We start from the raw sequence: 24,427 nt of genomic DNA, 5'->3' as shown, positions 1-24,427 counted from the left end.
GTTAGAATTATATGGAGGCTACATTGAAAAAAGACGTGATTTTGTTTAATATTTTTTCACAATTTGCTATCTAGCCTGATTGATTCTTCGCTTCAGATTAGGTAGCATAATGGACAGGCAGAACACATTAAAACACCTTGGAGAGTATTCATGCTCCCACCCCGTATTCAGGAGAGTGAAATCTATTGGAATTGCTTGAGAAGATCCAACATCTGTTTGGGTCCTACGGATACAGCGTATTGTTTTTTGGCTTGTTGCTTGAATTCATCGCACTTCCCTTTCCTGGTGAAACAACGATGGCTTACGCAGGGTTTCTCTCCTACAAGGGGCATCTCGACTTTGGAATCCTCACCATACTGGCTTTTCTGGGAACAACGATTGGCATGACCATCACTTATTTTATTGGAGCCAAAGCAGGACTGCCCTTTATAACACGATACGGAAAATGGTTTCTGCTGAAGCAGGACAAACTCGATAAAACGCAAAAGTGGTTCGCCAAGTATGGTAATGCCTTAATCTTCATCGGTTATTTCATTCCGGGTGTAAGGCATTTCACCGGATACTTTGCGGGCATAGCTGCTGTTCCCTTTCGTAAATTCGCTCTCTATGCCTATTCAGGCGCACTGTTCTGGGTCGTGCTGTTTCTGGGTATTGGCAAAATATTCGGCCCCCAATGGAATGCCGTATTCCATCTGGCTCACCAATATGCAGCATATATCGTGGGAGGAATCGGCCTATTGCTTATCGTAGCCGTGCTTTATCGTTACCGCAAAGCATGGACAGCAAGATCCACCGTATCCAAGCCAGCCCCTGTTCGACAAAGACAAAAGTAAATTCGGACAAACGTCCACCTATAAAAGTAAGGAGCTGCGAGTTTTCGCAGCTCCTTTTTTTTTTCGTTTATACGAACAGTGTAAGAACGAATCATTCTTTTATTTTTTTGTGATAATCCGAATTCATCCCGGTCATACTAACTTGCAAATATAGGGTATATAGGGAGGCGAAGGCATGAGTGCATCGGTGCAGAACCATCAGGACCAGAAGAAGATCTCTCCGAATCTGAATGACAATACCCAATATTGCAAACAAGTGATGGGGAACAGCAACGACTTGATGATCCGACCTCTGCAATGTTTGCACAAATGGCCTGCCGTCATGTTGTACATCGATGGATTGGTGGATGTGAACATTCTGAATCACTCCATCATGGAATCGTTGTTGCAAAAGTGTGATCTCCCTGAATTCTCCGCAGACGATGAACATCTCAGCTACCTTCAGAATGATATTCTGATCGCCAGTGATGTATTGCTGGTGGACGATATGGAGGAGGTAATGAATGCACTTCTTTCGGGATCGGCTATCCTACTACTTGAAGGATCTGTACGTGGATTAAAGATTGGCGCAGCAGGCTGGGAAGATCGATCCGTTGGAGAACCTGTCTCCCAAACCGTCGTTCGCGGACCAATGGAGGGATTCAACGAAAACCTGCGGACCAATACCTCATTAATTCGCAAACGAATCCGTAATCCTCATCTCTGGATTGAAGAAAGAGAAATCGGCAGGGTCACCAAGACCCGGGTTGCAGTGCTCTATCTGGAGCATATCGTGGATCAGGAAATTGTAAAAGAACTGCGTCGAAGACTCGATGAAATCGATATCGATAGCATCCTTGAGAGTGGTTATATCGAGGAACTGGTACAAGACAAGACGGGGACGATCTTTCCCACGGTTTACAACAGTGAAAGACCTGATACCGTGTCTGCCGCTTTGCTTGAAGGGCGTGTTGCAATCATTGTGGACGGGACACCTTTTGTATTGCTCGTTCCTGCCTTGTTTGTTCATTTCTTTCAGTCTCCAGAAGACTATTATCAACGAGCCGATATCAGTACGCTGATTCGAATGATCCGATATCTAGCCTTTTTTATTGCCCTGCTTGCCCCATCCTTTTATATTGCCATTACCACGTTCCATCAGGAGATGTTGCCTACCAATCTTCTCATCAGTCTGGCAGCACAGCGAGAAGGCGTACCTTTCCCCGCCTTTATTGAAGCCTTACTTATGGAGCTAACCTATGAGATTTTGCGGGAAGCAGGCATACGGATTCCCAAGACGGTGGGTCAAGCCGTATCCATTGTCGGTACGCTTGTCATTGGTCAGGCAGCGGTAGATGCTGGGGTTGTATCCGCTGCGATGGTCATCATCGTATCCATCACTGCGATCTCCAGTTATGTTATTCCGGAAAACGGACTGTCCATCTCTGTACGTATTCTGCGATTTGTATTGATGATACTTGCGGCAGCATTTGGTTTCTATGGCATCCTGATCGTGCTGTTAATTACCGTAACTCACCTCTGCAGCTTGCGTTCTTTCGGGGTGTCCTACATGTCTCCATTTGCACCTTTTATTCAGAAAGATCTTAAAGACACGATCTTTCGTGTGCCTTGGTCCCATATGAAAACTCGCCCACTCTCTACTCATGCAACCAATGAAGTCAGACAGTCCACCAAAAAAACGAAGCGGTAGAAATTCGGTAAGGAGTGCACATCCATGAACAGATGCTTACGCTTAATTTTATCCTTTGCCCTTCTGCTTCCTCTCCTTACCGGATGCTGGGATCGCCAGGAACTGAATGAACTTGGCATTATGCTGGGTCTCGGTGTGGACAAAGATGGCGATATGATCAAAGTGAGTGCTCAGGTCGTTGTTCCAAATGAGGTATCTTCCAAGGCAGGAGGAGGCAAAGGCACCCCGGTTACGCAGTATCAAGCATCTGCTGCCACTTTGTTCGAAGCGATTCAGAAATTAACGGAGACCAGTCCACGCCGCATATTCATGGCGCATATCCGCGTACTGGTATTTGGCGAGGAATATGCGCGAAAAGATGGAATATACGACGTTATCGAAGCGCTAATGCGTGAACCTACGGCTCGACCTGATTATTACGTTATGGTAGCAAAGAATACAACGGCCTCCCATGTCCTTGATGTGCTTACACCTTTAGAAAATATTCCTGCGGAAAAGTTGTTTAATTCCTTGGATGTATCCGCCAAGACCTGGTCCCCTACTACCACGGTAACCGGGGATGAATTAATGGATTTCATGATATCTCCCGGCATCCAGCCTGTCATTACGGGTGTAGAAATCCTCGGTAACCAAGAACAAAGTGGTAATAAAGAGAATATAGCCACCATCCGGTCACCAGCCCGCCTTAATACAACGGGGCTAAGTGTATTCCGGAAAGACAAGCTGATTGGCTGGTTAACAGCGGATGAATCCAAAGGCTACAATTACATTCGTGATAATGTAGAATCTACTGTCAGCCACATGCCTTGTCGCAAGAAGGGCAACGTGACATTTAAGACACTCCGCACCACAACGAAGAGAAAAGCCAAAATCGTAAATGGCAAACCTGTCATCAACATTGATATCAAGAATGTCTCCTCCATAGGCGCAGTTGAATGTGGAATACGGATCGGTTCAATGAAAGTTCTCAAAGAGCTGGAATCCGATAGTGAAGAACGGTTAATTGAACTGATGCAGGAATCTGTGCATTCAGTAAGACGTAAGTTTCATGTCGATATATTTGGTTTTGGACAGGAAGTGTACCATGCAGATCCCAAGTTCTTCAAGAAGATAGAGAATGACTGGGATAAATATTTCGAAGAACTGGATATCAAGTACAAAGCCAATGTGCAGATTAAACGTGTCGGTACACTGGATGATTCATTCAAAGATGAACTGAAGGAGTGAGGAAGCATGTTGCTTACATTGGCGGTTATCTTCGTAGCAGTAATTATTGGCTGGGTTGATCTGCCTGGCCTCATTCGCCGGAAGGAGTGGAGAGAAACGGCTGTATACAGTGCAATGCTTCTCACAGCTACATTCTTCGGTGTTATTGCATCTAATTTGTGGGAGTTCCCCAGTCCCCTGTATATCATTATGTGGATCTATGATCCCGTGAACCATTTATTAGCACGCTTGACTGGAACTTAGGTGAAGAGGGAGGGTATATCATGCTCGAAAAGGGACGGATCGGTACAAGACAATTGTCCACCCTTACATTTATGTTAGTGGTAGGTGATATGATGCTGATCTATCCTTCCGTCATCACGTCCTATGCCAAACAAGATGCGTGGATATGTGCTCTTATTGGCGTTCCGCTCGGAATGGCTCTCATGGCGTTGATATTGAAATTGGGCACGATGCATCCAGGGAAAAACCTGGTGCAGATCTCCCGAGATATTCTGGGGTTTTGGCCAGGCACCTTTTTGTCGTGCTTTTACTTGTTCTTCTTCATGATTGGCACATCCACACATACCCGGGAAGTCGGTGATTTCATGACGTCCCAAATATTTCAATACACCCCTATTCGTGTCATCATTCTTATTTTTGTGATTGCCATCGGATGGGGGGTATATCACGGCTTGGAGACCATCGCGAGAACAAGTGAACTGCTCATGCCCCTCGTTATACTGTTTATCGTGATACTCGCCTTCTGTCTTTTGCCACAGGTTAGTACCAGTAAACTGGAGCCCATATCGGATACTGGTGTTGTCTCCATATCGCAAGGAATCCTTGTGAGTATCATATATCCTGTCGGAGAAACCATTCCCATTTTGATGATTCTTCCCCATGTCGCAAACAGTCGCCATCGTATGCGTGACATCGTTATCACAGCAGGTTTCGGTAATTTGATCCTTGCCATTCTTGTTAGCATATCCATGCTCGTACTCGGCCCCTTTCTAACCCAACACAATATATATGCTTCGTTTATTTTGTCTCAAAAGATTAGTATCGGCGGTTTCTTCGAACGAATCGAGGTTATCATGGCTTGCTCATGGCTCATTTCTACCTATTTCAAAGCGATGATCTATTTATACGCTTTTATTGTCGGATGCGCAGAACTCTTCAAACTAAAGGAATTTAAAATGCTCATTCTACCATCAACACTTCTCGTTTATGGAATGGCCAATCTCGTTGCGCCCAGCCTGACATTTATTATCATCACCATCGTTCCGTACTGGGTGGATTGGGACACCACGCTAGGTATCATTCTTCCGGGTATGCTGGTTCTCATAGCGTTAGTGAAATCCCGCAGAACATCCCGTTCACAACCTCAGCCAACTACTGAAGGATAATTCGTAGGGAATTGAGGAAAATTATCCCTCATGGGAAGGAGCGAAAGGAAATGTTGATGAACGAAAAACTTACGATTCGACAGTTCACCTTGCTCACCTTTCTGGTTATGGTTGGAGATATGATCCTGATCTACCCCTCCCTCGTTACCGCAGTAGGCAAGCAGGACGCCTGGTTCTGTTCTCTGATTGGTCTGCCGATCGGTGTTGGCATCATGTGGGTCCTGTACAAGCTACATCGAACACATCCCCAGTTGTCTCTTTTTGAAATCTGTAACCAATTACTTGGGACCTGGGTAGGTTCCATATTATCAGTTGCCTATCTATTTTATTTCGCCATAGGTGCAGCCATATGTGTCCGTGAAGTCGGTGACTTCATGACGACGCAAATATATCTGAAAACTCCCATTCGGGTCATTATTCTGATGATCATTTGTTCCCTGGCTTGGGGACTTATCCATGGTTTTCGTACGATGGGGCTGAGCGCAGAACTATTAACTCCCATCGTTGTGGTGTTTATTCTTTTTCTCTTTTTGGGGCTCCTGCCTCAAGCCAAAAGTGCAAATCTGCAGCCGTATTTCAGTACGCCCTGGATACATCTTGTAGAGTCTAGCATACGCGCAGCGTTCACTTCCTTTGGCGAACTTATCATTCTCTCTGTGTTTCTTCCGTATGTACAAACAGGATTTCATTTCAAAAGGGATTTTCTACTGGCTACCCTCTTTGGGGGAGTACTGTTAAGCCTGTTACTGCTTCTGTCACTTATGGTGATGGGACACACACTTACGCAGCACAGCATCTATATCTCATACGCCCTTTCACAGAAAATTAATATAGGTAATTTCTTTGAACGAATTGAGGCCTTCATGGCTATCGCCTGGTTAATTTCTACCTATTTCAAAAGTCTGTTATATCTATTCGCCTTTGTGTTGGGAACAGCACAATTATTTCGGTTAAAGACATATAAGCCTCTCATTTTGCCTTCGTCCTTGTTATTATTCGCCCTAGGCGTGCTGATCGCTCCAAATGTTATTTTCTATACAGATACGATCATGCCTGCTTGGGTAGACTGGGATATCACTGTCAGCTTCATCATCCCACTGTTCCTCTTACTGGTTTATCGCATTCGTTCCCGTAAGAGTAAACCCATCCCCTCATGAATCGGATAACATCTGAAGCTGACGAACAAATTGTATTATAAAAGGATATACAAAAGGCTGTGTACATGGCAACTTCCATGAACACAGCCTTTATATTAAGGGTACATATATGCTGTGAAAGCAGTATTATATAGCCTTCAAAGCCTCAAGCACAGCCTCGATATGTCCTTTGACCCGAACTTTGGACCAGTCCTTGATCAACTTCCCCTCTTCATCAATCAGAAAAGTGGAGCGAACCATACCCATGTACTCCTTGCCATACATTTTCTTCAGCTGCCATACACCGTATTGCTCGGCTACAACGTGCTCTTCATCCGACAACAAGGCAAACGGCAGTCCATATTTGGCGATAAACTTGTCATGCTGTTTCATCGGATCGGTGCTGATTCCGAGAATGACCGTGTTCAGCCCTTCAAATTCAGCATGTCGATCCCGGAAATCACAAGCCTGTTGTGTACAGGACGAGGTCATATCTTTGGGATAAAAATAAAGCAGCACCCGCTGTCCGCGGTAATCCGAAAGCTTTACTGATTCTCCCGTACTAGACGGAAGCTCAAAATTCGGTGCCAATTCGCCTACTTTTAACGTCATGTCAGTTCCTCCCTAATCTCCCCCATGAATTGCTATAGGGCGTTATTATGAACCTGCTCCGCGATACCGCTTCACGCCAAAATTCCACAAAAGCAAGCCCATGGAGCCAAACACCAATCCCATCACAGGTGTAAGCAGCGCCATGCGATGCATCTCGGACCTTTCCAGGAACAAGGCTGCGGGATAGATGCCCACAAAGGCAAACGGAATGATCCAGGTTAACAGCACCTGAATGGCACGGTTGTAGATCGTTACCGGATAACGCCCATACCCTTGGATGTTATACATCAATGGCAGGATACCTGTTGGCGCGTCCGAATAAAAGGATAGTGAAGTCAACGTAGTATAGATGCCGGCATAGATCATGACTGAGCTGAGTGCCAATATAATTAAGGCAGGGATATGCCACCACTCCAGCACCAGGCCCATCTCTGCTCCGCTAAAGATCATGATGATCAAGCCGATAAACGAGCCCACCAGTGCAGGCGGATCTACATTTTCAAGCAAGATCTGGAACAAATTATGTGCGGGGCGTGTCAGGATACGATCCATCTCACCTTTGACGATGTACCGCTCACTGAATCCCCACAGATTGATAAAACAACTAAAAATGCCATAGGGCACCATAAAATATCCATAAACAAAGAGCACTTCACTCTCACTCCAGCCGCCCAGGTTATCCGTATGACGGAAGACCACAAAGATAAAGATCAGGTTGGTTGCCTGGAACAGCAGATCCGATAGGATCTCCACCCAGAAATCAGCACGGTACGTGAGTCGTGTTTTCATGTAATTTTTCAAATATTCCCAGATCAGACCCATATAGTACATATCTGTTATCCCCCTTGCACGAACAGACGCTTGCGCGCCTTACGCCAGATCAATACCATCGGAAGCAGCAGTACGGCAAACCAGAACACCTGAATACCGAGTACACTCCAGATGGCGGTACCTTCCACTCTTCCAGTGAAGACGGAACCGGGCAGATACGTAATGGCCTGAAAAGGCAATACTTTCATCACCGCGGACATCCAGCCTGGATACAGGCTGATCGGGATGATTAGACCAGAGAACAAATCAACCACGACGCGTTTCATACGCATCATGCCTTCATTGTTTTCCACAAAAAATGCCGCTAGTCCCGTGATCACATTAATCTGGGAATTAATGAGGAAACTGAAGAACAGCATGACGAGAAAGCCAATCCACGCCGATGGCGCCGTAGGCAATTCAACCGGGAACAGCAAAATGGCGATGAACATCCCCGGAATCATGAGCAGCAGGAAGCGGAAAATACCTTCCCCAAGCCCTTGCATCATTTTGACCATAACGTAATTGATCGGCCTGATGAATTGAATCGCAATGGAGCCATCCCGTATATCTGCGGCAATCTCCCGGTCCAGGTTGTTAAAGTAAAACGCACGTGCCATCCAGGATACAGCGATGTAAGTGGTCATCTGCGCTGCCGTGAAGCCGCCGAGTTCACCACTGCTACCGTAAATGGCTTGCCAGGTAAAGTAATACACGCCGATATTCAGCGTATATATCAAAATGCCGGAGTAATAATTCACCCGGTATGCCAGCATCGTTAGAAAACGGATGCGCATAAAATCAATAAATGCACTATTCATCTCAGGATACACCCACCGCTTCTTTCCCTGCTCCCACAATCTCGGGACGCTCGGCGGAACCGGATTGGTAAATACTGCGCACAATCTCATCCGTGTTGATCTCGATAATCTGAATATCGGTAATATCCGCTTGTCCAACGACACGTCCGAGTACATCCGAAACGTTCAGTTCCAGCGGAATCCACACGGATGCGGACAGTTCATTCTCAACCGTCCAACGTACAGGCAACGCAGCAGTCCATTCCTGCATCTGACTGATGTTGTGAGCTGAACCAAACTTGAAGCGGATCTCCCGCTCCTTACCCCACTGGGACTTGAGATGATCCAGACCTCCATCATAAATGATGTTGCCTGCATCAAGCATGATGACCCGGGAACACAGTGCCTCAATGTCCTGCAAATCATGGGTTGTGAGCAGAATGGTCGTTCCATGCTCCTTGTTCATGTCTTTCAAGAAATCCCGAATTTCCGACTTCACCACAATATCCAAACCAATGGTTGGCTCGTCCAGAAAAACAATACTTGGGTTATGCAATAATGCTGCAACTAACTCACAGCGCATACGCTGACCAAGACTGAGCTTCCGTACCGGACGACTTAGCAGATCCTGAAGCTGTAATCGCTCAACCAGTTCATCCAGCCGTTTACGGAAATCGACCTCTCCGACACGATATACTTTGCGCAATAAATGGAAGGATTCGATAACGCCAATATCCCACCACAATTGACTGCGCTGACCAAAAACAACACCAATATTCTGTACAAACTTCTCCCGTTCCTGATACGGAACATAGCCACCAACCGATATTTGCCCTGAAGTAGGCACCAAAATGCCGGTCAACATCTTGATTGTTGTTGATTTACCGGCACCGTTCTCCCCAATATATCCGCATATTTCGCCTTGCGGAATCTGAAATGAAATATCATTTACAGCCAATACCTCTTGGTATTGACGTGCAAACAGGTCCTGGAACGCGCCCTTCAGCCCACCTCGGCTTTTCTGGACGCTAAACGACTTGCGCAAATCTTTGACATCAATCGCCAGCATGATTATACCTCACTTGGATTTTGTTGAAATTGCTTGTAGCCCAAAAAGAAATTATAATGGTATCAGTCAAAATTCAGCAAGCTTTAAAATAGTCTGGAGCCGCGTTCCTCCCCTTATGTTGGGAAAAGACGTGTACGGAAAGCTCCGACTAGATCTTACTTGAATACTCGAACTCGTTTTTTTATTTCATCTCAAATACAAAGGAGAGCTAGCATGACCAGAAAGACGAAGAGAACCATATGGATTTCTCTTGCCGCCTTCGTGTTGATTATTGGAGGAGCAGCGGCATATTATTTCGGTTCTATTCTCAATCAGTTGGACGGTTTGGCAAAAGACGGTGACGAATCACCATTCGCAGGTATCGAGAATGTGGAGAAAGTAAATACTCCTGACCCACCCAAATGGGAAGGTACAGAAACGGTAAATATTCTCGTTATGGGTGTCGATGCGCGCGGATTGAAAAAAGGTGAAGTTCCCCGCTCCGACAGCATGATGGTTGTATCGCTCGACCCACTTACCAAAAAAATCAATCTGTTCTCCATTCTGCGCGACACTTACGTCAATATTGACGGATATGGCAAGGAACGGATCAACACTGCCATCACCCATGGTCCTAATGCAGCGATGCAAGCTGCCGGCGACCTGCTCGGCATTCCTGTACAGTATTATGTGTATACGGATTTCCAGGGATTCATCAAATTGGTGGATGCCGTTGGCGGTGTTGATTTTGATGTGGAGAAAGACATGCACTATACAAGTAAAGCAGACAATAACGAATACGATATTGATCTCAAAAAAGGATATCAGCATCTGGATGGCGAGACAGCGCTCATGTACGTTCGTTTCCGTCATGATGCAATGTCTGATTTCGCTCGGTCCGAGCGTCAGCGTGAATTGCTGAAAGCTGTAACAGCGAAAATGCAGTCAACAACTACCATTGCCAAACTGCCTTCCATACTGGAACAGGTTAATCCTTATGTGGATACAAATCTGACACTCTCCGATATGTGGAAGCTGGGTGGCCTCGGTTACCAGAGCAGCATGAACGGCAGTGAGCAGATTCCGCCAATGAACCTGCTGAAAGAAGAACGTACAGCAGGCGGTGCGCAAGTATTGACGGTTACCAATGAAGAGAAATTGAAGCAGCATATTCAGGATATTATTCACCCGCCTGCTACAACGGATGATAGTACGACCAGTACCGAAGATAAAACAGCCAGTGGTGACGATCAAAAGTCAGAACAACCGGCTCAGTAACCTAAACATGCAGAGGGCAGCCATTACGCTGCCCTCTCGTTGTGCCCGGCTATACTATTATGAGAAAATCATCATATCTTTCTGTGGCTTGTTAATTTATCATATTTTGAATTACGAAAGGAAGTTATCTTATGAAACCATCACGTTCCCGTTCCGAACTTCTATACGCAGAAGCACTTGAGCATATTGTAGGAGGTGTTAACAGCCCTTCACGCTCGTTCAAAGCCGTTGGTGGCGGTGCACCTGTATTTATGAAAAAAGCCCAAGGCGCCCACTTCTGGGATGTCGATGACAACCGTTATATTGATTATCTGGCCGCTTACGGTCCGATTGTTACAGGACATGCCCACCCGCATATTACGCAGGCCATTACGGAAGCAGCAGCTAATGGCGTGCTGTACGGTACCCCGACAGAGCTTGAGATCAAACTTGCCAAAATGCTGAAGGAAGCCATTCCTTCCATGGATAAAGTGCGTTTTGTAAACTCCGGTACGGAGGCGGTCATGACTACGATTCGGGTCGCTCGTGCCTACACCAAACGCAACAAGATCGTAAAATTCGCCGGATGTTACCATGGTCACTCCGATCTGGTGCTTGTCGCTGCCGGTTCAGGCCCGTCCACGCTCGGAATTCCTGACAGCGCGGGAGTTCCAGCCAGTATTGCACAAGAAGTCATTACTGTGCCCTACAATGATCTGGAAGCCCTGAAGGATGCTTTGGAGCGCTGGGGTGATGATGTTGCCGCGGTCATGGTTGAACCGATCGTTGGTAACTTTGGTATGGTTATGCCGGAACCTGGCTTCCTGGAAGGCCTCTGTGCCATGACACGGGCTAACGGCTCACTGGTTATCTATGACGAGGTCATTACGGCTTTCCGTTTCCATTACGGTTCTACTCAGACGTATGCCGGACTCGATAACCATGCAGAGATTGAACCGGATCTGACGGCTCTTGGTAAAATTATTGGTGGTGGCCTGCCAATCGGTGCTTACGGCGGACGCAAACACGTTATGGAGCAGGTTGCTCCGCTCGGCCCTGCTTATCAGGCGGGAACGATGGCTGGTAACCCTGCATCCATCTCGGCTGGTATCGCGTGTCTGGAGGTCCTGCAAGGCGCGGGTGTATATGAAGAGATGGAACGTCTTGCTATCGACCTGACAGCGGGTCTGCAAGCTTCTGCTGACCGTCATGGGATTGCACTGACGATCAACCGAATCCGCGGTGCGTTCTCCACCCATTTCTGTGACCATCCGGTTACGAATTATGATCATGCCCAAGACACGGACGGAGAGCTGTTCGCTTCCTTCTTCCGTCACATGCTGGACCGTGGCATTAACCTGGCTCCATCCAAATATGAGGCCTGGTTCCTGACCACGGCTCATACAGACGAGGATGTTCAGGCTACATTGGAAGCCGCAGAAGCTTCCTTCAAAGCGATGGCTCAGGAATAAATGGAATCATTTCCATCTACAATACAGCGTACAAGCTTGTATTGTAGATGGATAACAATACATGGAAAAGGCGTCCAACAAGTGATCAACTTGTGTGGACGCTTTTTGTTATATACAGACAGTGGTGAGTGGCCAATACGACTAGATAGATGCTGAGTGTAACAACTATATGCGTTTTGTTGTAATGGCCTTGCTGTTATAGCTTTGTCTTTATCTCTGCCTGATCTGAAGTTTCAAAATTTCCTCCCGGATCTTCCTCATCCCTTCCTCAATTCGCTGCTTCGGCACATTGGAGATGTTCAAGCGCAGCATCTGATCCTGATGCACCTGATATGTTCTCTCCGGATAATACCGTTCTGTCGTATCAACGATGACTCCGCGCTTTTGAAGCCGGGACAGCAGAACACGAAGCGGCATATCACCCGCCAAAGGTAAAACGGTATGCTCCCCTCCTGTTCGAGGAGCGTCCATAAACGGAGCAAAGTCTGGATATGAGTCCAGTTGCTCATGCACCGTGTGCATCCGGGCAGCATAGCGGTTACGAATCACTTTCCTGTGATGAGCAAACATTCCACTGTGGACATAGATCTCCAGAGCAGCTTGAGACAGAACGGAAGTGTCGATATCGAGCATTTTTTTGTAAGCCCCAAAAGATTGAATTAGTGGTGAGGGCAGAACAGCTACACCAATGCGCAAGCCTGGAAACAAAATTTTGGAGTAACTCTTCAGATAGATGACCCGACCTTCGGTATCATAGGACCATAGCGGGTCCTGTTTCGTATTGTCCTCCAGATCAGCCAGATAATCGTCCTCTATCAGATAGACATCGTACCGCTGTGCAAGCCGGATCAGTCTCTTCTTGTCAGCAACAGTCAACGATGTGCCAATCGGATTGTGAAAGCGCGGCATGACATAGAAAAACTTAATATCTTCCTCAGCGAACTGACGTTCAAGAGATGCCCAGTCCAGCCCATCCAGGGCACGTCTCACACCGGCAATCGGCACATTTAATCCACTCAGTAGCGAGGGCATATTGTGATAGGTCGGTAGTTCAAGCAATACTTTTCTCTTTCCATTGGGAAAAGGCATTAATGCAAGTACAGCCAGCGCCTGTTGCACACCTGATGTGATAAAGAACTGCTCTGTTCTCGCAAACACCTGATAATCCGCAAACTGCTTCTGCAACAGCAGAATTAGAGAAGGTAATCCCTGATCCGTGCCATACATAAATAACTCTGCCTGCTTCTTCTCCATCGCCAGATCCACACAGTGACGAAAGTCTGCATAAGGGAACACCCTTGGATCAGGGGCAGCCGAAGCGAAGTCCAACGATCCCTGCCAGTCCATATCCTGAGCACCTGTCCCATTCTGTACGGCATAATAACCGGATTGAGGTATGGCGTACACCAAATGACGTTGCTCCAGCCACTCATATGCACGAATTGCTGTACTTACACTGCATTGATATTGTTCTGCTACAACTCGAACTGCTGGCAGTCGAATGCCCTTATCTGCCCACTGGCGACGATCCTGCTGGTGCATCTGTTCCTGAATCCATTGCTTTAACGCTTCGGCAATCACTTCGTATTTTCTCACTGCACCCATCCCTCTCCCACAATTGTACCGTTACAGTTCATCCTTTTATCTATTGTAGCACGATGCACCTGGCAGTATATTGAATAAGGCGCACATGCCTCGAACCTGACATAATTCAGGATATTGAAAAATAAAGAGCTATGACTACTGTATTGGAGGAGCATTCATGAACACAACACACACTCGGGGATACGCTTATATCGCAGCTATACTATACGCGGCTATTATAGGTCTATCTTTTCTATTTGTTAAAATGACCGTCACTGTTGCACATCCCATTGATGTGCTTGCCCATCGATTCGCTCTGTCGCTGATCGTTGTCAGCATTCCTGTCATTTTTGGCTGGATTAAAATCCGACTGAGCCTTCGTGATCTGTGGCGAATCATTCCACTGGGGCTTTTATCTCCCGTCTTATTTTTTGCCTTTCAAGCCTTTGGACTTGTCTCTTCCAACTCATCGGAAGCGGGTATTATTCAGGCCATGGCCCCTGTATTCACACTCGTTCTCGCTTCAGTCTTCCTGAAAGAACGCACATCCACGATGCAGAAGCTGTTCCTGCTACTGTCTGTCGCTGGAGTGGTCTTTATTTTCATAATGCAAGGAAGTGGCATGTCTATAGGTAACCTGAAGGGTATTGCATTATTGCTGCTATCCACGGTCTGTTTTGCAGGGTATGGCGTGCTTGCAAGACCATTAACCCAGAAGTATAAACCAATGGAATTAACCTGGGTCACACTGATGGTTGGCTGTATTGTATTTAACGCCGCTTCCCTGATCCGACATGCGTCCAGCGGCTCCATGATGGACTACATCAACCCGCTTGGAGATACATCCTATCTGGGCGCCCTCGCTTATCTGGCAATCCTCTCCACCATGATCTCTACCCTGCTTGCGAGCTATGCCCTTACTCATCTGGAGGCTTCGCAAATGAGTGTATTCAGCAATCTGTCCACACTCATCTCCATCGTAGGGGGTGCATGGATACTGCATGAACCTGTTAGTGGCTATCACTTTATCGGAGCATTGTTGATCATCACCGGTGTGCTTGGCACCAATATGAGCGGTCGCAAACATAGGTTGGTCACTGGAATCAAGTAAGATTCCCCATATTGAGACAACGGGAGTTGGTTCGCCGGTTCAACGAGTTATACGCTCCCATCCTCCCCGAACCTCGCATTTTGATCGGAGAGCGGCCCGGGAAACGATGTTAGAGGTAAGAGAAGCCATGGGTATTCGTTATTTCAACTGACGGTATGAAGCGCCCCAATCACGTTAACACTGCTGAGGACAGTCTATTGGGAAAAGGGGACCCCTCAGCATGAAACGAACACAGCCTTCTTTTTTACAAGCTATGATGTTGATCATGTTGTCCGTTGGCTTGATCAGCCATGTTCTGATTATTCCTGCCCTTTTGGCTGCGGCCAAAAGGGATTCTTGGATTTCCGTCCTGCTATCAGCCGGACCATTTCTGATATTTGCGCTAATGCTCGCCTATGTCTCTCGTTTCCTACAGCATCAAACCCTGCATGATTGGTTAACCTCCCGTCTCGGGAAGCCCCTTGGCATGTTATTTCGAGTTGGTAACAGTCTCTTTTTTCTAAGCGTAATCTTTTTCACACTGCATGATACCACGGCTTGGGCTAAAACGAACTATCTGACCGAAACGCCCGTGTTGGTAACCAGTATTGCCCTGATGTCTCTCTGTGCCTACGCTGCGTATAAAGGTATTCGCTCGCTGGCCTTTACCGCAGGGTTAGTCCTGCCACTAGTTGTCTTGTTAGGTTTCTATGTTGCTATCGTAAATACCCAATACAAGGACTACAGTCGTCTGTTGCCCGTTCTTGAACATGGATGGCATCCTATTCTTAATGGCATGGTCTACAGTCTTGCAGGCATGTTTGAACTGCTGTTCATCTGGTACATCCAGCCTCATCTCACCAAACGTATACGTGTATGGCAGTATCTGATGCTCGCACTCATTCTTGTAGGACTGACTGTCGGCCCACTCATTGGGGCGATTGTGGAATTCGATCCTTTTGAGGCTGCCAAAATGAGATATCCCGCCTTTGAAGAATGGCGAATTGCCTCCTTGGGCAAATACATCGCCCAGACCGACTTCTTTTCCATTTACCAGTGGCTCGCAGGCTCGTTCACCCGGATTAGTCTCGCCATGTATATTGTAGTAGAAATATGGAATATTAAGAGCTCTACCAGAAGGCTTATCAGTTGTATCTCGTTAGGTGTCTTCTTTATTCTAACCATGTTGTATCCTCTGGATGATATGACCTTCGAAAAGCTTCTGGTCGAATACATATTTCCGTTCAATCTCGTGTATCTGAGCGGACTTGCGATTATCGCAACGACGGTTGCCTTTATCCATTCACGCCATCAGAGGAGGAATCATCATGGAGCATCAAGCGATTGACACCACGTCCCATGAGACACTGCTTGCCTCTTTGAAAGAGCAGTTCAATCCATGTGCAGATGTCGTTATTCAGACCTTTCCTGTCAAAGATGAATCTGATCAGCCCGTAATTCTGCTTTATTGCGACGGTCTCGTCGACGGTAAACAAATTAACCAATTTATTATTCCCCGTCTGGAACAGCACTCCCTGATCATTGAGGAATCACATCCTAAAGAACTGGGATTAACCTTGAACCCGTTGGATGACCTCACAGATACTAACAAGCTCAATATGTTGATATTTAGTGGACAACTAGTGATCGTTTTTGGTAATGGTGTGCAGTCCTGCAGTGTGGATATTGCTGATATCCCGGGACGCAGTCCAGAAGAATCAGCCATTGAAACATCAGTTAAAGGCCCGCGCGATGGATTCACCGAAGAACTCACTACCAACGTGGCCCTTATACGCAAACGAATGAAAACATCTTCGATGTGTTATGAGAAATATGTCAAAGGCGGTCGTACCCAGACGGCCATTGGACTTCTATATGTAAAAGATATTATCAATCCAGACATTCTGAAAGAAGCTCGGCACAATCTGGATCAGATTGAGATTGACGGCATCCTGGGCACCTCAATCATGGAACGAGCTGTCATGGGAGGGATTCGGAGTATCTTTCCACTTACAGATAATACCGAGCGTCCTGATTTTGTCGTTGATTCCCTGTTAAACGGTCGTTTTGCTGTTTTGATCGAAGGTTCTCCTGTAGCGGTCATCGCACCAACTACACTTTTCAATCAATTGAAGTCTCCGGAGGACGAAAGTACACCCTTTTTTATCGTTACTTTTGAACGGATATTACGTATTTCAGGACTGCTGATCGCCTGTTTCTTCCCAGGATTTTATATTGGCCTGACCAGCTTCAATGTGGAACAGATTCCCCTGCCTCTTCTGGCAACGATTGCTGGCACTCGAATGGGCCTACCCATGCCGGTGACGTTGGAAGCGTTCCTGATGATTTTTATGTTCGAGCTATTCAACGAAGCAGGGCGTAGGTTGCCACGTGCGTTGGGGCAGACGGTTAGCGTTGTTGGCGGGCTTATTATTGGAGATGCTGCCATTAGAGCCGGGATTACGTCCCCTACGATTATTGTCACGGTTGCGATCTCGGTCATCTCTAGCTATATTCTCGTGAACACTGTGCTAAGCGGGGCTACTGCCCATATCCGGATCGGTATGTTACTCATCTCTTCCATTCTTGGATTATTCGGTTTCATGATCGGACTATTGGCCCTGTTGGTGCATCTCGTATCCTTGGAATGTTATGGCGTATCCTATCTGTCACCTGTATCTCCCTACATTCCCGGAGACTTCACTCAGGCCGTATCCATGCCACCTTCCATGAAAAGAACCAAGCGCCCAGAAGCACTTCATACACAGGATTCTACTCGCCGGAGGAAACGTCCGTGAAACGATGGGTATCCATAAGCGGCCTTCTTATAAGCTGCTTGATCCTGCTAACCGGGTGCTGGGATTCCAAAGAGGTGCAAAGTATAAACTTCATTACGGCGATAGGAATTGACTATGTAGACAACCAGTATATTGCTTATGCCCAACTGATTGACTTCTCCAGTATTGCAAAACAGGAAACGCCAACTTCCCGGGAGACTAGGGATATCTGGACTGGACGGGGCGAGGGTACAACACTGAGTATGGCTATTAACGACTTGTATGAAACGTCACAGCAGCAAACGCTCTGGACTCATGTTAAAGCTATTGTTTTATCCAAAAAAGTGCTGGACGGTCGACTGGAGGATGTCTTTAATACACTTCTTCATTCAGGCCAATTAAGATATACACCCTGGATCTATGCTACAGAGCATAACATCCCGGATATACTCTCTCCCTCTGCATTATTGAATCAATCCGCCCAGACCATTGAATTATTTGAGCCCATGAGACTATACAAACAGCATTCTGGTTACGAACCTATCCGGCTCCATCAGCTTCTCGATGGATTACGGGAACCCGCTTCCGTCGTTCTTTTACCCTCAGTGTCGACGAGGAACGAGACTTGGTTCAACGGCGATAAAACGCCACCCCTTGTTAGAATGGATGGATTTTATGTCATTTCCAAAGGCACAAGTCAAGGTAGAGTTGCAGGAGCAGACGCAGATGGTACACGATACGTAAATTATGAGCGGGTACATCAGTACCCACTATATGTATATGGGAATGGTGGAAAAACTCCTGATTTAACCTTGTTGCTTCATCATCCCAAGACAAAAATCAAGGCGAAGAAGCAAGGTGATGGCATCACCTTTGATCTGGTTACCACGGTCAAAAGCGCCATCACCGAAGATCATGGGGCTCCTCGGTCTCCAGATGCCATGGAACAAGAAGCCGAGAAACAGATCGAATCCCAAATCCGAGATACGTTCGAAAAAACCAAGGAACGCAAGATCGATTCATACGGTCTTGTGGAACACTTATATCGTCACAACCTTCCCTTATGGAAACAGGAAGTCTATAACCGGGCGGATCCACTCCAACGTTTTAAGCTTGGAAAAGTGGAGGTTCACGTGGATATCCTGAATGCGAGCACGTATAAATACAGCGAATAAATGAAGAAATAGAAGCCCCGTACCTGCATTGAATGCAAGGTTACGGGGCTTCTTACCATCTCCAGCCATGCTGTCGATTGGGAAAGTTATCCTAATGGATACGCCATGACACTCATCAAAGCCAATTCAGGCTGGGTCGTGTCCAAACGACTGTACTGGACGATAATGGGGATATTGCTCGAAACCGTAATCGCATAAGGCACGCCCGGCGGAATAGACTGCTCCCCGGTTCGTAGCGATGCAGTGCGAATATGCTTCGTTCTTCTTGCTGGCACTTCAGCGACAATACCTTCAAGTGGTTCTCTGTCTTCAAAATAAATCGTGATATGCAGTTCCGCATCCGTGGCACTGGTGTTCAGTACACAGATGCTCTCATGACTCTCCAATGTGCCCCGGCTCTCCGGGGGAATGTAACCATCCGGAATGACCCAGTAGGTGTGACCTGTAGCTGCTGAAACATTCTTACGGGCAGATGTGCCTGATTCTGTCTGGTCAGGTGTCATTGAAATACATCCTCCTTTTTTGCGAGTGCAATATAGGTTAAAAATGCGTGGGCTCGCGGGGCAGTCGCTTCGAAGGGCGGATCGGGCTACAGGCCGCTGTTGGCTCGGGATTTCTTCGGCTCATTCGCGGGGGCAACTCTTAAAACCCGTGGGCTCGCGGGGCAGCCGCTTTGGCGGACGGATCGGGCTGTGGGCCACTGTTGGCTCGGGATTTCTATTCATTTCCCCTCAGCAGGGGAAATCCCGCTCCAAAGGCGGACGCTTCGCTCCCTCTACCCGATTCCGCCCTCCTCCGCTGCTACGCTCGCTGTTTTTTAAAAGATTATTGCCTTCGCTCTTCGCTGGGCAACTTTTGCTGGCTCGTTACTTCGTTTAACTCGCTACGCTTAAATACAGACGCACAGGACTTAAAATCCTGCGGTAAGTTATCTACTAGAACAGTAAAAACAAGTCCTCTACAACTGCTACGATTACTCACCTACCGCAGATACATCTGCAACGGTTGCAATTGCAACTCGCGGATGGCTTCTGCCACCTGCTGGGCAAGGCGGCGGGCGCCTCGTTCCTGAAAATGCGTGTTATCCTCCACGCCTGAGGGGAAGTTCACATACTCGCCTGGCAGCACCCACATAAAGTCGTCCTTAGTGCCTTCAACACCCGCTTGCTCGAACAGAAGACGGCTGCGCTCAGCCAGATCGATCAGCGGAACATCTTCCTCTTCCGCCAGCTCACGCACGGCGATGATATAATCGCCGTGCGTATCGGTCAATGTGCCATCATCCGCAAAATAGCGACGATGCACCGGGGTGATGAGCACCGGACGAGCCTTGGCTTCGCGTGCAGCATCGATATACTTTTTCAAATATTCCTTATATGTTGTGAATGGGTCCGTCCCACGTTCAGGGTCCGGCTTCTCATCGTTATGTCCAAATTGAATAAACAGAAAATCTTCAGGCTTGATTCGCTCCAGAATGGCGCTTAATCTGCCTTCATTAATAAAGCTGCGGGAACTTCGCCCTGACTGGGCGTGATTATCCACTGCCACATCATGTTTGAACTGTGCAGGCAACAGCTGGCCCCAACCACAATATGGATATCCACTTTCCGGCTGATCCGTTACGGTTGAATCCCCGGCAAGAAATACGGTCATGGTCTGATCCGCAAGAGTAATCTCCAAAGCATTAATTCTCGGTGCAGGACCGGAGAATGACAGACGAAGTCTGCCGCCGCGAACAACCACCGAGAATCTAACCTCTGCGTATTGTCCGGGAAGTGTGCGAATGGTTGGCAGCACAAGCCTGCCTTCACCAGCTTTCACGCGGGTCACTGTCTCAGCCATTTCATCCCCTGCAACGAGTAATACTTGGTAGGTTCCATCGGGAACATCAATGATGAACGATGCTTTGAGCGGAATACAGAAGCCTGAACGCAATCGGGCAGACATGGTTGTCTGCCCCGGATGGTTATGATGTTGTTTCGTGGGATCCGACACATCGTCATCACGAATGCGTTGTTTCTCATATACCAGAGATCCTGCCTCGAATCCGTACCCTCCGCGTTCCTCATATGCGGTTGTTGCAGTTACTTTCAGATAATCCCCTGTCTCATCTGCTCTTCCCGAGTCTGGTCCAAAGTTAAACTTCCAGCTGGTCACGGACACTGCCTGGCCCTCTGCCGCTGCCTCCATGGCAACGGCCTGACTACCCTGAGCTTTATTCAAAAGCGATAACCTCCTTGGTTAACTTTCGTAAACGTTCATTCGGGCGAAGATACGAAGATACAGTAATCTGGCTTATCCTTTCAATCCGCTGGTGCTCATCCCTTGAACAATTTGTTTCTGGAAGATGAAGAACACAGCTACAACCGGAACCAGACTGACGATGGACATGGCGAACATTGCGCCCCAGTTGGAAGCAGATTCGCTATCGAGGAACATTTTCAGCGCCATCGACACGGTGTATTTATCAGGCGAGTTTAGGTACAATACCGGACCGAGCAGATCCTCCCATCTCCAGTAGAAGGAGAAGATGGCTGCAGTCGCCAGAGAAGACTTGATCAGCGGCATAATAATCTGGATATACAGTCTGAATTTGTTACATCCATCGATGGTTGCAGCCTCATCCAGCTCCTTCGGAATCGTTCGAATGAACTGTACCATCAGGAAGATGAAAAACGGCATTCCGAAGAATGTAGGTACAACGATTGGCAAGATAGTATTCAGCCAGCCGAGCTTCGTGAAAATGATGTACTGAGGAACCAATACCACGTCATGTGGCAACATCAGTGTTAACATCATCAAGGAAAACCAGAACGTGCGTCCCTTGAAATTCAGTCTGGCAAAACCGAAAGCAATCAGCGATGACGATATTACGGCACCGATAGTGGAAATAACCACGATTACAAGTGAGTTGGTGATGTAATCCATAAACGGTCTTCCAGCTGTGCCTTTCCAGCCATCCACATAGTTACTCCAGATCCACTCCGCAGGAAACAGGGTATCCGCTGTGACAAAGATCGTACGGCTTTCCTTGAATGAACTGAATAGCATCCATAGGACGGGATAGAGCATCAGGAGGGCAAGAGCTGCAACGAACAGGTGATAAATAGGCCATTTCACATTTCTCCAAACCATCGTTACTTCCCTCCTTCAGATTCGTAAAACACCCAGTACTTGGATGTTAAGAATACTGCTACTGTAAGTCCACCAATCATAAGAAGCATGATCCAGGCCATTGCCGAAGCATAACCCATGTTGTTAAACATAAACGCCTGACGGAACAGATACAGGGAGTACAACATCGTACCGTCCATTGGACCGCCTTCGCCTTTGGAGATAATATAGGCAGGTACAAACGTCATGAATGCTCCAATCGTCTGCATAATCATATTGAACAGAACGATCGGGCTAAGCAGTGGCAAGGTGATGCTGAAAAATTTCCGTATAGGATTCGCGCCATCCACACCTGCTGCCTCGTACATCTCAGTAGGGATATTTTTGAGACCAGCTAGGAAGATCAACATGGATGAACCAAACTGCCACACAGACAGTGAGATGAGCATAACCAGGGACGCATTCGGGTCACCAAACCAGCTTATAGGCCCGATCCCGATTGCCGTTAGAGCACTGTTGATAACACCCTCATTACTGAAGAGGTTACGCCACATAATGGATACGGCCACACTACCACCGATAATGGATGGCAGGTAATACAGCGTCCGGTACGTTCCAATCATACGAGAGCCAGTGTTTAGGACCATCGCTACGAAGAGGGCAAAGATCAACCTTAACGGTACCCCAATGAATACATACAGAAACGTCACTTTGACCGAGTTCCAATATTTCGGGTCATCAAAAAACATTTTGGTGTAGTTATCAAGCCCAATCCACCGCGGAGAAGTGAATAAGTTATAACTCGTGAACGACATATATAAGGACACAAACATGGGGATGAGTGTGAAGCCCAGGAATCCAATAATAAACGGGCTTATGAACGCATATCCAGTTAAGTTTCTACGTAACGACGAATACTGCCTCAATGGAACGAACCTCCTTCATGGATCAGCTTGCTCCCTCATCCTGGCTTCGGTCATCTGGACGGGGAAAGGCCCTCGCATTTGCGAGTAGCCCCATTCCCGACCATCCCTGAAGTGGGACGAGCAAGCCATCATTCAACTGTTATTTATTGTTCGCAAGTACAGATTCGGCGTTCTTGCGGAATGTCTCTGCTGCTTGTTCAGGTGTAATTTTGCCAAAGTTCAACTCTTCAACCACATCTGCCAGAGCAGAGATTACTTCAGGTGAACCAACTGGTGGTGGAGAACTCATTGGTGAAGCCTTAGGCTCCATGGCTGCTACGAATTCAAAGACCTGTTTTGTTGCGTCACTCAGCTCAGGTGCGATAGCTTCTTTGATTGCTCCTGAGATTGGCACACCGCGCTCACCTTTGATCAGTTTGTTGGCTTCCACATCATTCACCCAGAAATCAATGAATTTAGCCGCTTCTTCCTTCACTTTGGAGTTGGACGTCACACCCCAGTACATACTTGGCTGCATATATAGTCCTTTTTCCATATCTGGTCCTGGCATTGGAGCGATTTCGAGTTGACGGTTCGCTACCTGTTGTAAGGCTACGAACTGGTTGGACCATTGCCACACGCCAATTCCTTTTTCCTTCACGAGATCTGATTCCTCAATAATGCCTTTGGTTTGGTTGGCTACATCCGGCGTAGGTGCTGCACCTTGCTCGATCATGCGGCGCATAAGTCCGAAGAACTCCACAAACAATTGGTCATCATCATAACCAAGACCTGTTCCTTCCGCATTGTAAAGCGACAATCCTTTGGTACGCAGGAAGTAGTGGAAGAAAATATCCGGAGCTATCCCTCCATCCAAATACAGACCTTTCTCTGCGGTTTGTTTACCCAGTGCTTCGTACGATTCCCAAGTCATATTGTCCGGGATTGCATCCACGCCTGCTTTTTTAAGCAATGCCGGATCATATTGGAAGCCCAGAACGTTAACACCGGCAGGTACACCGTATTGTTTACCGTTAATTACACCTGTGCTGATAACATTCTCGGACACATCGTCCACTTTGATCTGGTTGCCCAAGTAAGGCGCTAGATCCTCAAGCTGACCATTCTGGGCATATTGGCTGATGTAGGAAATATCCATCTGAACGATGTCAGGCAACTGATTTGCCGCTGCTTGTGGTGCGAGCTTTTTCCAGTAGTCATCAAATGAAGCATATTCCACGTCGATTTTGACATTCGGGTTTTTCGTTTTGTACAGGTCGATGACCTTCTGTGTATATTCATGCCTTGCATCCGAGCCCCACCAAGCGATCCGCAGGGTAACTGAGTCATCTCCAGATGCTCCTTCAGTTCCTCCACCTGAGCTACATGCCGCTGTAAACACGAGCAAAGCAGCCATCATCAGGAATATTGCCTTTTTCACCATGCCAATCTCCCCTTTTATGTTGATATGGTTGTATGAAAGAGTTATCTTCTCGTTTCTGATAACGC

The 24,427-nt window shown here is 47.1% G+C and carries 22 protein-coding genes; 12 read left to right on the top strand and 10 right to left on the bottom strand.

Translation table 11 applies throughout. The features are described 5' to 3' along the window. Positions 1-185: 185 nt before the first annotated feature. From ACETMN_RS03820 to ACETMN_RS03795, 6 genes are all read left to right on the top strand, one after another. Complete coding sequence (locus tag ACETMN_RS03820; RefSeq protein WP_017690726.1) at positions 186-833, top strand: DedA family protein; 648 nt, start codon at positions 186-188, stop codon at positions 831-833. A 175-nt stretch (positions 834-1,008) separates the two neighbouring features. Further along, the gene (locus ACETMN_RS03815; protein WP_411735785.1) at positions 1,009-2,523 is read left to right on the top strand and encodes a spore germination protein; all 1,515 of its coding nucleotides are present in this window, start codon (positions 1,009-1,011) and stop codon (positions 2,521-2,523) included. 24 nt (positions 2,524-2,547) lie between these two features. After that, complete coding sequence (locus ACETMN_RS03810) at positions 2,548-3,750, top strand: Ger(x)C family spore germination protein (protein WP_091018690.1); 1,203 nt, start codon at positions 2,548-2,550, stop codon at positions 3,748-3,750. Positions 3,751-3,756: 6 nt separating this feature from the next. Next, positions 3,757-3,993: a hypothetical protein gene (locus ACETMN_RS03805; RefSeq protein ID WP_091018692.1), complete on the top strand. Its 237-nt coding sequence runs from the start codon at positions 3,757-3,759 to the stop codon at positions 3,991-3,993. A 20-nt stretch (positions 3,994-4,013) separates the two neighbouring features. After that, the gene (locus tag ACETMN_RS03800; protein ID WP_091018694.1) at positions 4,014-5,138 is read left to right on the top strand and encodes an endospore germination permease; all 1,125 of its coding nucleotides are present in this window, start codon (positions 4,014-4,016) and stop codon (positions 5,136-5,138) included. A gap of 56 nt (positions 5,139-5,194) precedes the next feature. Beyond that, entirely contained in the window at positions 5,195-6,295 is a 1,101-nt protein-coding gene (locus tag ACETMN_RS03795; protein WP_411735784.1) for a GerAB/ArcD/ProY family transporter, read from the top strand. Between the two features lie 126 nt (positions 6,296-6,421). On the opposite strand, the gene bcp is transcribed toward ACETMN_RS03795, so the two are convergent. Genes bcp through ACETMN_RS03775 form a run of 4 tightly spaced genes read right to left on the bottom strand, consistent with a single transcriptional unit; the run spans position 6,422 to position 9,565 of the window. After that, positions 6,422-6,886 (bottom strand): thioredoxin-dependent thiol peroxidase, encoded by a 465-nt coding sequence (gene bcp / locus ACETMN_RS03790; RefSeq protein ID WP_091018697.1) that lies wholly within the window; start codon positions 6,884-6,886, stop codon positions 6,422-6,424. Positions 6,887-6,931: 45 nt separating this feature from the next. After that, on the bottom strand, positions 6,932-7,717 hold the full coding sequence (locus tag ACETMN_RS03785; RefSeq protein ID WP_091018699.1) for an ABC transporter permease: 786 nt from the start codon (positions 7,715-7,717) through the stop codon (positions 6,932-6,934). Between the two features lie 5 nt (positions 7,718-7,722). Further along, the gene (locus tag ACETMN_RS03780) at positions 7,723-8,517 is read right to left on the bottom strand and encodes an ABC transporter permease (RefSeq protein ID WP_091018701.1); all 795 of its coding nucleotides are present in this window, start codon (positions 8,515-8,517) and stop codon (positions 7,723-7,725) included. A gap of 1 nt (position 8,518) precedes the next feature. Further along, entirely contained in the window at positions 8,519-9,565 is a 1,047-nt protein-coding gene (locus tag ACETMN_RS03775; RefSeq protein WP_036614079.1) for an ATP-binding cassette domain-containing protein, read from the bottom strand. A 213-nt stretch (positions 9,566-9,778) separates the two neighbouring features. Between ACETMN_RS03775 and ACETMN_RS03770 the strand changes: the two genes are divergently transcribed. Then, on the top strand, positions 9,779-10,822 hold the full coding sequence (locus ACETMN_RS03770) for an LCP family protein (RefSeq protein ID WP_091018703.1): 1,044 nt from the start codon (positions 9,779-9,781) through the stop codon (positions 10,820-10,822). A 131-nt stretch (positions 10,823-10,953) separates the two neighbouring features. Beyond that, complete coding sequence (locus ACETMN_RS03765; RefSeq protein WP_091018705.1) at positions 10,954-12,273, top strand: glutamate-1-semialdehyde 2,1-aminomutase; 1,320 nt, start codon at positions 10,954-10,956, stop codon at positions 12,271-12,273. Between the two features lie 210 nt (positions 12,274-12,483). Here ACETMN_RS03765 and ACETMN_RS03760 read toward each other — a convergent pair whose 3' ends face one another. Beyond that, positions 12,484-13,878 carry a PLP-dependent aminotransferase family protein gene (locus ACETMN_RS03760; protein ID WP_091018707.1) on the bottom strand — a complete coding sequence of 465 codons (1,395 nt, stop codon included), beginning with the start codon at positions 13,876-13,878 and terminating at the stop codon, positions 12,484-12,486. 157 nt (positions 13,879-14,035) lie between these two features. Here ACETMN_RS03760 and ACETMN_RS03755 point away from each other — a divergent pair, with 157 nt between their 5' ends. The 4 genes from ACETMN_RS03755 to ACETMN_RS03740 all read left to right on the top strand — a co-directional run bounded on the left by ACETMN_RS03755 (position 14,036) and on the right by ACETMN_RS03740 (position 18,899). Beyond that, entirely contained in the window at positions 14,036-14,968 is a 933-nt protein-coding gene (locus ACETMN_RS03755) for a DMT family transporter (RefSeq protein WP_091018708.1), read from the top strand. A 220-nt stretch (positions 14,969-15,188) separates the two neighbouring features. Then, positions 15,189-16,295, top strand: a complete 1,107-nt coding sequence (locus ACETMN_RS03750) for a GerAB/ArcD/ProY family transporter (RefSeq protein WP_411735783.1) — start codon at positions 15,189-15,191, stop codon at positions 16,293-16,295. Then, positions 16,276-17,745 (top strand): spore germination protein, encoded by a 1,470-nt coding sequence (locus ACETMN_RS03745; protein ID WP_411735782.1) that lies wholly within the window; start codon positions 16,276-16,278, stop codon positions 17,743-17,745. Before ACETMN_RS03750 ends, ACETMN_RS03745 begins: the two co-directional genes overlap by 20 nt. Continuing rightward, positions 17,742-18,899, top strand: coding sequence for a Ger(x)C family spore germination protein (locus ACETMN_RS03740; protein ID WP_411735781.1), 1,158 nt, complete (start codon positions 17,742-17,744; stop codon positions 18,897-18,899). Before ACETMN_RS03745 ends, ACETMN_RS03740 begins: the two co-directional genes overlap by 4 nt. Before the next feature lie 86 nt (positions 18,900-18,985). On the opposite strand, the gene ACETMN_RS03735 is transcribed toward ACETMN_RS03740, so the two are convergent. The 5 genes from ACETMN_RS03735 to ACETMN_RS03715 form a co-directional block, all read right to left on the bottom strand. Then, a complete protein-coding gene (locus ACETMN_RS03735) occupies positions 18,986-19,402 on the bottom strand; it encodes a sensory rhodopsin transducer (protein ID WP_411735780.1) in 417 nt (138 codons plus the stop codon). A gap of 478 nt (positions 19,403-19,880) precedes the next feature. After that, a complete protein-coding gene (locus tag ACETMN_RS03730) occupies positions 19,881-21,089 on the bottom strand; it encodes a rhamnogalacturonan acetylesterase (RefSeq protein WP_411736398.1) in 1,209 nt (402 codons plus the stop codon). Positions 21,090-21,194: 105 nt separating this feature from the next. Then, positions 21,195-22,034 (bottom strand): carbohydrate ABC transporter permease, encoded by an 840-nt coding sequence (locus tag ACETMN_RS03725; RefSeq protein ID WP_017690747.1) that lies wholly within the window; start codon positions 22,032-22,034, stop codon positions 21,195-21,197. Positions 22,035-22,036: 2 nt separating this feature from the next. Continuing rightward, on the bottom strand, positions 22,037-22,939 hold the full coding sequence (locus ACETMN_RS03720) for a carbohydrate ABC transporter permease (RefSeq protein WP_036614094.1): 903 nt from the start codon (positions 22,937-22,939) through the stop codon (positions 22,037-22,039). Positions 22,940-23,078: 139 nt separating this feature from the next. Next, the gene (locus tag ACETMN_RS03715) at positions 23,079-24,362 is read right to left on the bottom strand and encodes an ABC transporter substrate-binding protein (protein WP_411735779.1); all 1,284 of its coding nucleotides are present in this window, start codon (positions 24,360-24,362) and stop codon (positions 23,079-23,081) included. Positions 24,363-24,427 lie beyond the last annotated feature (65 nt).

The sequence above is a fragment of the Paenibacillus sp. M2 genome (genome assembly GCF_046713495.1).
GTDB classification, from domain to species: Bacteria; Bacillota; Bacilli; order Paenibacillales; family Paenibacillaceae; genus Paenibacillus; species Paenibacillus amylolyticus_B.
Note: the sequence above shows the minus strand (reverse complement) of the source record. Positions and strands in the feature narration are given on the sequence as shown.

Excerpts from the sequence above, each read along its gene's own strand:
- ACETMN_RS03815 (WP_411735785.1), top strand. The coding sequence starts at position 1,009 with ATGAGTGCATCGGTGCAGAACCATCAGGACCAGAAGAAGATCTCTCCG.
- ACETMN_RS03810 (WP_091018690.1), top strand. The coding sequence starts at position 2,548 with ATGAACAGATGCTTACGCTTAATTTTATCCTTTGCCCTTCTGCTTCCT.
- ACETMN_RS03805 (WP_091018692.1), top strand. The coding sequence starts at position 3,757 with ATGTTGCTTACATTGGCGGTTATCTTCGTAGCAGTAATTATTGGCTGG.
- ACETMN_RS03800 (WP_091018694.1), top strand. The coding sequence starts at position 4,014 with ATGCTCGAAAAGGGACGGATCGGTACAAGACAATTGTCCACCCTTACA.
- ACETMN_RS03795 (WP_411735784.1), top strand. The coding sequence starts at position 5,195 with ATGAACGAAAAACTTACGATTCGACAGTTCACCTTGCTCACCTTTCTG.
- bcp (WP_091018697.1), bottom strand. The coding sequence starts at position 6,886 with ATGACGTTAAAAGTAGGCGAATTGGCACCGAATTTTGAGCTTCCGTCT.
- ACETMN_RS03785 (WP_091018699.1), bottom strand. The coding sequence starts at position 7,717 with ATGTACTATATGGGTCTGATCTGGGAATATTTGAAAAATTACATGAAA.
- ACETMN_RS03780 (WP_091018701.1), bottom strand. The coding sequence starts at position 8,517 with ATGAATAGTGCATTTATTGATTTTATGCGCATCCGTTTTCTAACGATG.
- ACETMN_RS03775 (WP_036614079.1), bottom strand. The coding sequence starts at position 9,565 with ATGCTGGCGATTGATGTCAAAGATTTGCGCAAGTCGTTTAGCGTCCAG.
- ACETMN_RS03770 (WP_091018703.1), top strand. The coding sequence starts at position 9,779 with ATGACCAGAAAGACGAAGAGAACCATATGGATTTCTCTTGCCGCCTTC.
- ACETMN_RS03765 (WP_091018705.1), top strand. The coding sequence starts at position 10,954 with ATGAAACCATCACGTTCCCGTTCCGAACTTCTATACGCAGAAGCACTT.
- ACETMN_RS03760 (WP_091018707.1), bottom strand. The coding sequence starts at position 13,878 with ATGGGTGCAGTGAGAAAATACGAAGTGATTGCCGAAGCGTTAAAGCAA.
- ACETMN_RS03755 (WP_091018708.1), top strand. The coding sequence starts at position 14,036 with ATGAACACAACACACACTCGGGGATACGCTTATATCGCAGCTATACTA.
- ACETMN_RS03750 (WP_411735783.1), top strand. The coding sequence starts at position 15,189 with ATGAAACGAACACAGCCTTCTTTTTTACAAGCTATGATGTTGATCATG.
- ACETMN_RS03745 (WP_411735782.1), top strand. The coding sequence starts at position 16,276 with ATGGAGCATCAAGCGATTGACACCACGTCCCATGAGACACTGCTTGCC.
- ACETMN_RS03735 (WP_411735780.1), bottom strand. The coding sequence starts at position 19,402 with ATGACACCTGACCAGACAGAATCAGGCACATCTGCCCGTAAGAATGTT.
- ACETMN_RS03730 (WP_411736398.1), bottom strand. The coding sequence starts at position 21,089 with ATGGAGGCAGCGGCAGAGGGCCAGGCAGTGTCCGTGACCAGCTGGAAG.
- ACETMN_RS03725 (WP_017690747.1), bottom strand. The coding sequence starts at position 22,034 with ATGGTTTGGAGAAATGTGAAATGGCCTATTTATCACCTGTTCGTTGCA.
- ACETMN_RS03715 (WP_411735779.1), bottom strand. The coding sequence starts at position 24,362 with ATGGTGAAAAAGGCAATATTCCTGATGATGGCTGCTTTGCTCGTGTTT.